12 protein-coding genes and 1 tRNA gene are annotated in these 7,867 nt (G+C 55.4%); 8 read left to right on the forward strand and 5 right to left on the reverse strand.

Annotation, left to right across the window (positions count from 1 at the left end; all coding sequences use genetic code 11):
- Window positions 1-120: 120 nt before the first annotated feature.
- The 3 genes from ACQKP2_RS30945 to ACQKP2_RS30955 all read right to left on the reverse strand — a co-directional run bounded on the left by ACQKP2_RS30945 (window position 121) and on the right by ACQKP2_RS30955 (window position 2,858).
- Window positions 121-1,092 carry a magnesium and cobalt transport protein CorA gene (locus ACQKP2_RS30945; protein ID WP_427582107.1) on the reverse strand — a complete coding sequence of 324 codons (972 nt, stop codon included), beginning with the start codon at window positions 1,090-1,092 and terminating at the stop codon, window positions 121-123.
- 140 nt (window positions 1,093-1,232) lie between these two features.
- Window positions 1,233-1,955: a lysophospholipid acyltransferase family protein gene (locus ACQKP2_RS30950; protein WP_427582108.1), complete on the reverse strand. Its 723-nt coding sequence runs from the start codon at window positions 1,953-1,955 to the stop codon at window positions 1,233-1,235.
- Between the two features lie 213 nt (window positions 1,956-2,168).
- Window positions 2,169-2,858, reverse strand: a complete 690-nt coding sequence (locus ACQKP2_RS30955) for a crotonase/enoyl-CoA hydratase family protein (protein ID WP_427582109.1) — start codon at window positions 2,856-2,858, stop codon at window positions 2,169-2,171.
- Between the two features lie 308 nt (window positions 2,859-3,166).
- Here ACQKP2_RS30955 and ACQKP2_RS30960 point away from each other — a divergent pair.
- From ACQKP2_RS30960 to ACQKP2_RS30995, 8 genes are all read left to right on the forward strand, one after another.
- Window positions 3,167-3,256, forward strand: a tRNA-Ser gene (locus ACQKP2_RS30960).
- A 307-nt stretch (window positions 3,257-3,563) separates the two neighbouring features.
- A complete protein-coding gene (locus tag ACQKP2_RS30965) occupies window positions 3,564-3,746 on the forward strand; it encodes a hypothetical protein (RefSeq protein WP_427582110.1) in 183 nt (60 codons plus the stop codon).
- Window positions 3,747-3,774: 28 nt separating this feature from the next.
- The gene (locus ACQKP2_RS30970) at window positions 3,775-4,095 is read left to right on the forward strand and encodes a YbjQ family protein (protein ID WP_427582111.1); all 321 of its coding nucleotides are present in this window, start codon (window positions 3,775-3,777) and stop codon (window positions 4,093-4,095) included.
- 146 nt (window positions 4,096-4,241) lie between these two features.
- Complete coding sequence (locus ACQKP2_RS30975; RefSeq protein ID WP_427582117.1) at window positions 4,242-4,430, forward strand: hypothetical protein; 189 nt, start codon at window positions 4,242-4,244, stop codon at window positions 4,428-4,430.
- Window positions 4,431-4,747: 317 nt separating this feature from the next.
- Entirely contained in the window at window positions 4,748-5,116 is a 369-nt protein-coding gene (locus tag ACQKP2_RS30980) for a bacteriocin (RefSeq protein ID WP_427582112.1), read from the forward strand.
- A gap of 110 nt (window positions 5,117-5,226) precedes the next feature.
- Window positions 5,227-5,694 (forward strand): glycine zipper domain-containing protein, encoded by a 468-nt coding sequence (locus ACQKP2_RS30985; RefSeq protein ID WP_427582113.1) that lies wholly within the window; start codon window positions 5,227-5,229, stop codon window positions 5,692-5,694.
- A 127-nt stretch (window positions 5,695-5,821) separates the two neighbouring features.
- Window positions 5,822-6,013 carry a hypothetical protein gene (locus ACQKP2_RS30990; protein ID WP_427582114.1) on the forward strand — a complete coding sequence of 64 codons (192 nt, stop codon included), beginning with the start codon at window positions 5,822-5,824 and terminating at the stop codon, window positions 6,011-6,013.
- 102 nt (window positions 6,014-6,115) lie between these two features.
- Window positions 6,116-6,256 (forward strand): hypothetical protein, encoded by a 141-nt coding sequence (locus ACQKP2_RS30995; protein WP_427582118.1) that lies wholly within the window; start codon window positions 6,116-6,118, stop codon window positions 6,254-6,256.
- A 170-nt stretch (window positions 6,257-6,426) separates the two neighbouring features.
- On the opposite strand, the gene ACQKP2_RS31000 is transcribed toward ACQKP2_RS30995, so the two are convergent.
- Together ACQKP2_RS31000 and ACQKP2_RS31005 are read right to left on the reverse strand one after the other, a co-directional pair.
- The gene (locus ACQKP2_RS31000; RefSeq protein WP_427582115.1) at window positions 6,427-6,822 is read right to left on the reverse strand and encodes a hypothetical protein; all 396 of its coding nucleotides are present in this window, start codon (window positions 6,820-6,822) and stop codon (window positions 6,427-6,429) included.
- 1 nt (window position 6,823) lies between these two features.
- Window positions 6,824-7,867 (reverse strand): RHS repeat-associated core domain-containing protein (locus ACQKP2_RS31005; protein ID WP_427582116.1); only part of this gene is annotated, 1,044 nt, incomplete at its 5' end.

Here is a 7,867-nt window from a genome sequence, read left to right on the forward strand (position 1 = left end):
AACTTCGGCTGCCACGTCGTCCCGCCCCCCCCCCGCCCTACCACCCCCGATGAAATACTGTAGGAGCGAGCGGGCGGCGATCCGACTTGCCCGCGAATGTCACAGACGACTCGGTGCCTGCTACAACCACCCCGACCGCTTGAAACTGGCCCACAACCCTGTGCATCCCACCGCAATGACCCCCAGCACCCCGAAATACCCGTAGTGCCACGTCAGCTCGGGCATGTCCTGGAAGTTCATCCCGTAAATCCCCGCAATCGCCGTCGGAAACGCCAGAATCGCCGCCCACGCGGCAAACTTGCGCTGCACCACACTCTGGCGCGAGGCCTCCAGCAACACGCCGATCTCGATGGTCTGGCTGGCGATCTCCGCCAGCGTCGTCAGGTCCTCCATTTGCCGGGTGACATGAATTTGCACATCGCGAAAGTACGGGCGCATGTTTTTGTCGATGAAGGGAAAGCTCAGCTTTTGCAGTTCTTCGCCTATTTCCACCATCGGCGCTGCGTATCGGCGCAGGCGCAATACATCGCGGCGCAGGCTGTGAAGGTTCTGGATGTCACGATCGTTGAGCGAGTCGCACAGGACGTTGCGTTCCAGTTCATCGATTTCGGCGTGGATCGCTTCCCCCATCGGCTGGTAGTTTTCAATCACGAAATCAAGCAGGGCGTAGAGGACGAAATCCTCGCCGTGTTCAAGCAATAACGGCCGCGCCTCACAGCGCTGGCGGACATGGCCGTAGGACGCGGAATGACCATTGCGGGCGGTAATGATGTAGCCCTTGCCGGCAAATATGTGGGTTTCGATGAATTTGAGAACGCCGTCCTCCCGTATGGGCGAGTAAGTGACGATAAACAGCGCATCGCCGAAGGTTTCCAGTTTCGGCCGACTGTGTTTTTCCAGGGCGTCTTCAATAGCCAGCTCATGCAGGTTGAACTGGCGCTGCAGATTGTAAAGTTCCTCGGCATTGGGCTCTTCGAGGCCGATCCAGACAAAGTGGCCGGGCTTTGCAGCCCAGGCAGCACCTTCGTCGAGGGTGATATTGGTGACTTTCTTACCGGCGCTGTAAACCGCAGCAGCAACAACTCTACCCATGATATTGATTCACTTCTTTTTGGCAGGTTTTCAATGACAAAGAGTGGCAGGCAGTGTTCAGCTTAGTCCTGTCGTTACTTGAAGTCCGTGAAATCTGCACAGTTCGCCGGCAAAAGAAAACCCGCACAAGGCGGGTTTCTTCAGGCGGCTTGCAGTTGCCGGTCCATCGAGTCGATGCATTCGCGCATCTGTTCGCGGCACTGGGCAATCAGCATGGGCATATCGTCCAGGCTCAAACCGGCGGTTGGAATCGCCGGCAGAGAGCGAATCAGAATCTTCCCGCTGCGCCAGCGATTCAATCGCATGTGCCTGACGTAACTGCTGACACACACCGGCACGATCGGCACGCCTGCTGCAATGGCCATCTGGAAGGCGCCCTTCTTGAACGGCAACAGGTCCTCGCCCAGATTGCGCGTACCTTCCGGGAAGACCCAGATCGAAGTGTCCTTGTTTTGCAGGGTATGGGTGGTGGTCAGCATCGACTGACGTGCCTTGTGCCCATTGCCACGGTCGATCAGCACATTCCCGGCCAGCCAGAACAACTGACCGAACAGCGGCACCCATTTCAGGCTCTTTTTACCGATGCACACGGTACGGCGAGGTACGACATTGCCGAAGACGAAGAGATCGTAGTTGGATTGGTGATTGGCAATGATGACGCAGCTGTCGGGCTTGTCCATCAAGGGACCGACATCGGTTTTGATTCGCAAGCGCAAAATGCGCATTGCCGGCCACGCATAAAGGCGCGCGCACAAACGACTGTTGTCCGGATTGAAGGGGCGGCACAGGCCGAGTATCACACCCAGCACACCTGCCACGATAAAGTGCAGCCCCATCAATGACATACGTAACACAAACAGCATTTTCAGGCCCCACCGGGACAAAAGGTGGCGCAGTGTACGGACGTGCACTGTTTTCGGCAATTGCCGCTAAAGAAGCGGGAGATGGCCGATGTTTAAGCACATGTTTCCGACTGATGGGTCAGCTGCGTTCTAGAGCGGCCAGGGACCTTTTGACAGCGTACGCAAGAAAAAGCCCGACGCGACGGTCGGGCTTTCTGTTTCAGCGAGCGGGACTTAACCCAAGTGTTCCTGATCCTGAATGATTGCGTTGTCCAGGGTCTCCAGCAGCGCCTTGCGAACTTTCAACTTGGTGTTCTTGTGGGCGGTCATGTTGATCTTTTTCAACTGACGAGCCATCGCCAGTGCTGCTCCCTGCAACTCTTCAGCCGAAACCACCTGGTCGAGGAAGCCGGCATCCACGGCGGTCTGAGGGTTGAACATTTCACCATTGATTACCGAACGGTGGAACGCGGATCGACGCAGGCGATCACGGGCCAGCTCGATACCGGCATGGTGCATGGTCATGCCGATCTGCACTTCGTTCAGGCCGATGCTGAACGGACCGTCGACACCGATGCGATAGTCGGCCGACAACAGCAGAAACGCACCCTTGGCCACCGCGTGCCCAGGGCACGCCACGATCACCGGGAATGGATGCGACAACAAACGGCGGGCCAGCGTCGAGCCGGAGGTCACCAGTGCTACGGCTTCTTTCGGGCCGGACGTCATGACCTTCAAGTCATAACCACCCGAAAGAATGCCTGGCTGGCCGGTAATGATCACCACCGCACGATCAGCCACCGCCTGATCCAGAGCGCTGTTGAAAGCAGCAATCACATCCGGAGAAATGGCGTTGACCTTGCCATTGCTCAGAGTCAGGGTCGCGATACCGTCTTCGAGGTGGTAGGAAATCAACTCACTCATGACGCTATTCCTTTCAATAAAGATGGGCAGAAGTTACCCACCGCTACAGGCCAGGTAAAGCGCCGTGACTGACTCGCCAGTCACTGTTTCCCCGCCCATCCTGCACCGCCCGCCACAGCGGCGGCGCATTGTCTTCCCTGATAAACGCGCGTGAGCAGCCGGAGATTGGCCGGTTTGCCATCGCCTTGAGCGGCCCGAAACCGCCAAATGCGTTAAGCGCATGAAAATTCTGAAAAAATGTTTGCCATCAGAAAAGCTTTCGACTACATTAGCGCGCCTCGACAGACAGAACATGTTTGAAGAGATACGGTGAAGTGTCCGAGTGGCTTAAGGAGCACGCCTGGAAAGTGTGTATACAGGAAACTGTATCGAGAGTTCGAATCTCTCCTTCACCGCCAAATTCGATGTAAACAAAACCCCTGGTTTCGAAAGAAACCGGGGGTTTTGCATTTCTGGGCATCAATTTCTGCAGGTGCACAGGGAAGGCTCTTCGCAAACTAACGTAGGACAATGCTTCGACGTGTAGGAATCATTGTCGCAAAGCCTCGTTTTTTGTGGCTCTCACAGGATTTGGTGCCTTGAATCGCTGTCAGGGCGGGGGATTCGTTTTGTGCTTGGTTTGAGGTACAAAATGAATCACAGGGCAGCCAACTCGGTGCTTCCGATCATCAGGATGGATACGTGCACGTTATGCAGGAACTCACCATGAAGCAGGCCGAGCTGGAAAAAATTCATGTCGAGATCGTGAAGTTGATGGCCGAGCAACGCAAGTTGAACGCCGAGGCCGGTAAATTGACCCGGGAAACCTTCTGGTATCCGGTCGCCGTGGCCACAGGTTTGATTGGTACGGTGGCGACCGTCACTGCCGTGTTGATCAAACTCCTCTGATTCACTTACCGAACGACAAGGAAACCCAATGATCACTACCACGACGCACTCTGTGGAAGGTCGGCAGATCACGGCCTATCTGGATATCGTCAGCGCCGAGTCGGTACAGGGCATCAATGTCGTTCGCGACATGTTCGCCGGGATGCGGGACTTTTTTGGTGGGCGCTCACAGACGCTCGAGCGAGCGTTGAAGGAGGCGCGTATCCAGGCCACCGACGAGATCAAGGAACGGGCCCGGGCGCTTCAGGCCGATGCCGTCGTGGGACTCGATTTCGAGATCAGCATGCCGGACGGCAAGGGTGGAATGGTCGTCGTGTTCGCGACCGGAACGGCGGTGCAACTGAAGTGATCATGTGGGCCATTCGTCGGTCATTCGCTGGAGTGAACTAGAAGTCCAGGAATGACCGGCTAGTCTCAAAAACCTTGGTGATCGATATTTTTTCGGGCAGACAGGATTTGCCGGTGTCGATCCCGCTTTTGAGAAGGGGTGATGAGATGGCTGATCCGTATATCGAAGACGACGGTGCAGAGTTCCCGATCAACAATTGCGTGCAGTGTGGGCAGACTGCGTATGTAGCCAGCTTCGGTGAAGACCAGATTGAGGTCGACAAGATCAAGACAAGGGCGAGTCGCGTGCTGAAAGGAAAGTTTCTCCCCAGGGTAACGGTACCGGTCAAAAAGTAATCAACCTGTGAGCAGACCCCGTCATCGAACGGGGTTTTTTGCGCCCCTGGTATCCGATAGCGTGAACGATTTTTTAGTCTTTGCGCCTTTCACAAAGTTTTCACAGCGCCCTCCGTAGGCTCGATTCATCCGTTAGAAAGCAACATCCTGCCCGTTCCCCAGCGGGCTTTTTTTCGCCCGCCATAAAACCTTTTCCATTTTTGCTGTCCAACCGTCGCCAATGACGAGGTTGAGCGCACGCATGTCTGGACTTTGGCTGCTTTAAAGTTTTCAATCTCGGCCCTTTGATTTTCATCCCTATTGTTGAGGTTTTTGTCATGCGTTTCACTCTGCCTGCTCTGGTTCTGGGTCTTCTGGTTGCTCAAGGCGCAATGGCTGGCGACGGCACGGCCGCTGTTGGTGGCGGTTTGGGCGGCGCTCTGGGTAACGTTGTAGGCCAGAGCATGGGTGGCAGCACCGGTGCAGCGATTGGCGCAGGTGTCGCCGGCGCAGCAGGCAGTGCCGTTGCCGCCAAAAAAGGCCATCGCACCAGCGCCGCGATCGGCGGTGGCGTTGGCGCAGCTGGCGGTTCGATCATCGGCAACAGCCTGGGCGGCAAGACCGGTTCCACCATCGGCGCAGGCCTGGGTGGCGCATTGGGCGGTGGCGTGGGCAGCAACCTGGCCAATGGTCACAAACGTCACTGATCCTGAATCAGTCATCAAAAAGCCCGGCTCGATGCCGGGCTTTTTGTTGATGAACGATTTTCCCTGTGGCCTCTCAAATCTGTACTCCCTTGAAGAAGATGAGGCACGCCATGACAGCAAATACGAAGGGCAAGGACGTCACTGTTCATCAGGCTCCATTTCTGGTTGTGCCAGCTCTGGTTTTCGGGCTGTTGCTCGCGCCGCTGGCCATGGCGGCCGGTGACGGCAACGCGGCAGTGGGGGGTGGCCTTGGCGGTGCGCTGGGCAACGTCGTAGGCGGGCAGATGGGCGGCAGCACAGGTGCTGCAATTGGTGCCGGTGTCGGCGGCGCGGCCGGTGGCGCAATCGCAGCGCCCAAGGGCAGTCGTACCGAAGCCGCGGTGGGCGCAGGTTTGGGTTCCGCGGGTGGTTCCGTTGTGGGTAACAGCCTTGGTGGCTCCACCGGCTCGACCATCGGCGCAGGACTTGGCGGCGCTGCGGGTGGAGCGGTCGGCAACAACCTGGGCAGCGATCACGGCAGCTCCCATTCCGGCGGCGGTCACAAACACAAGAACAAACACAGAAACAGACATCACTGATTCTGCGTTGTAAAACAGCAAACCCGGCCTGGCGCCGGGTTTTTTGTGTCTGCAGGCAGGATTTCTGAACGTTTGCCCGTAGGGTGCTCTATAACCTCATACACCCTTGAACAATTCGAGGTTCGCCATGACGCCGGAAGCCGACGGCAAGGAAGAAGATGCGCAAGCAGTGCCCTTCATCAATGATCCCGGCAACGAAGACCCGGGTTCTCTGATGGACGACGCGACCGTGCCGCTCAACGATTCGGATGATGCGGGCGATGTGGGCGATGTGGGCAATGTCGATTGTGAAGATGAGAAAGAAGACGAGGATTGGTGAACTCATGGTGTAGTGGACCGACTGTCTGGCTGATCGAACGCGTCAGTCGCGTCTGCCTCGAACCATCAGGACCTGCATTTCAGGTTCCTTGAGAGGTGCGCCATGAATGCTGAGCCGAAAGATCCCGACATTGATGAAACCCCTGAATATCCGTTGCCGTCGCCGACTGATCCGTTGAGTCGAGAAGTGCTTCCGCCTGATGATGAGTCGGATGTTGAGCCAGTGTCTGATTATGAAGATTAGGGAGGAGGTATCAATAGAGATATCACCGGTTAGCAGGCGAACTGTGAGGAAGTTAGTAGGGTGGAGAGGGAAAGTTCAGAAAGTACAGGAGGGTTAAAATAATTTTGATGAGGGAGTTTTAGCCCAGTATGTTGCTGGGCTTGCTTGCTATCTACCTTGTTTGTGATGGCTTATTCACGATCTAGAGATAATAGCCACTCCTTGTAGAAATTTATCTGTTCTTGAAGTGTTTTTACGATGTCATTGTCTTCGTAGTCAAAAATATGAACTATGTCGTCAAATGTAGCAGGCATTCCAATTTTCATTTCGTACGCAACAACCCCGCCAGCCATCTGAGAGCACATTCTTGAAGGCATTACGTTTAGTTTTGACCCTTTGCATAAAAATACTATATGCGGATTGTCTTCTCTAATTTTTGCCAAGCAACAGTATAGGTCTTGATCTTCATATTTCTTTCTAAACCCATTTTTCATGGAGAAAGTAATCGCTGCTTTTGCACGGCTGATGTGCAGGGTTGCAGTTTCCTTTATATCATTTACAAGTATTGTAATTTCTACTTTTTTCATATTATTCCCTGTTTGGGTTTGGGAGTGAGTAGCCGACATAGCTGCCGTCCTTTTTTAGCGGTGTAACACCAAGAATGTCGCGCGTTTCAATTTTTCTAGGTATCGCAATTTCAGTTTCATCTGCAAACGGAGCAAGATTTTTTAATTCTTTGTTTACGTCGACTCCATCAATTTTTTTCAGTGTATACAAGTAGCCTTTTCTGGTATTGAACCTAGTTCCAAATTTTATTGCAGTTAGCTTGGAAGGTGAGGTGCTCACGAAGTTACTGGGTGGATCATCGCTGTCCATTGCGTGAAGTAATAGGTCGGTGCTTTCACCTTTGCTCAGAAATCCTGTTCTGAAGACTTCGTCAGGATGTATCGAGTCTCCGCGATACAGATAGGTTTCTTTTTTGGGGGGAGAGGGAAGCTTTGCTTCGCCTTCATCAACCTTCACCTTCCCCGCAGGATCCCGCTCCCCACCCACGGGTTTCTTGCACCCACCCCCACCCGGACACTCAACCAATCCCAACGGATCCACCCACCCCGTCGGGTTCGGCGTATAGCGATAGGCATTCAACCCACCCGCCAGCTTCACCGGGTCCGGCGTCAAATAGCGTCCGCTGTCTGGCTGGTAATAGCGGTGGCGGTTGTAGTGCAGGCCGCTTTCGGCGTCGAAGTACTGGCCCTGGAAGCGCAGTGGCTGGTCGATTGGCTGGTTGCCGCCATGGCTCAGCTGACTGAGCTTGCCGTAGGCGTCGTAGCGCGCCGACCAGACGATCTCGCCCTCGTGGCTGGTGAGTTCCTGCGGGGTGCCGAGGTGGTCGAGTTGGTAGTGGAACGCGCGCACCTGTTGCGGGCCGTGGCCGTCGAGCAGGGCCAGCGGGCGGAAGCTGTCGGGTTCATAGACATAGCTGCGGTGGTGGCTGGGGCTGCTTTCGGCAACGAGCTGGTCGCCTTGCCAGAAGAAAGTGGTGGTGTGGCCGTCGACGGTCTTGGCGATGCGTCGGCCGAAGGCGTCGTAGCGGTAGGACGTTTCGCGGCCGTCCGGGAGCCGGATGCCGAT

Source organism: Pseudomonas sp. NPDC089569, assembly GCF_050280625.1.
Taxonomy (GTDB): domain Bacteria; phylum Pseudomonadota; class Gammaproteobacteria; order Pseudomonadales; family Pseudomonadaceae; genus Aquipseudomonas.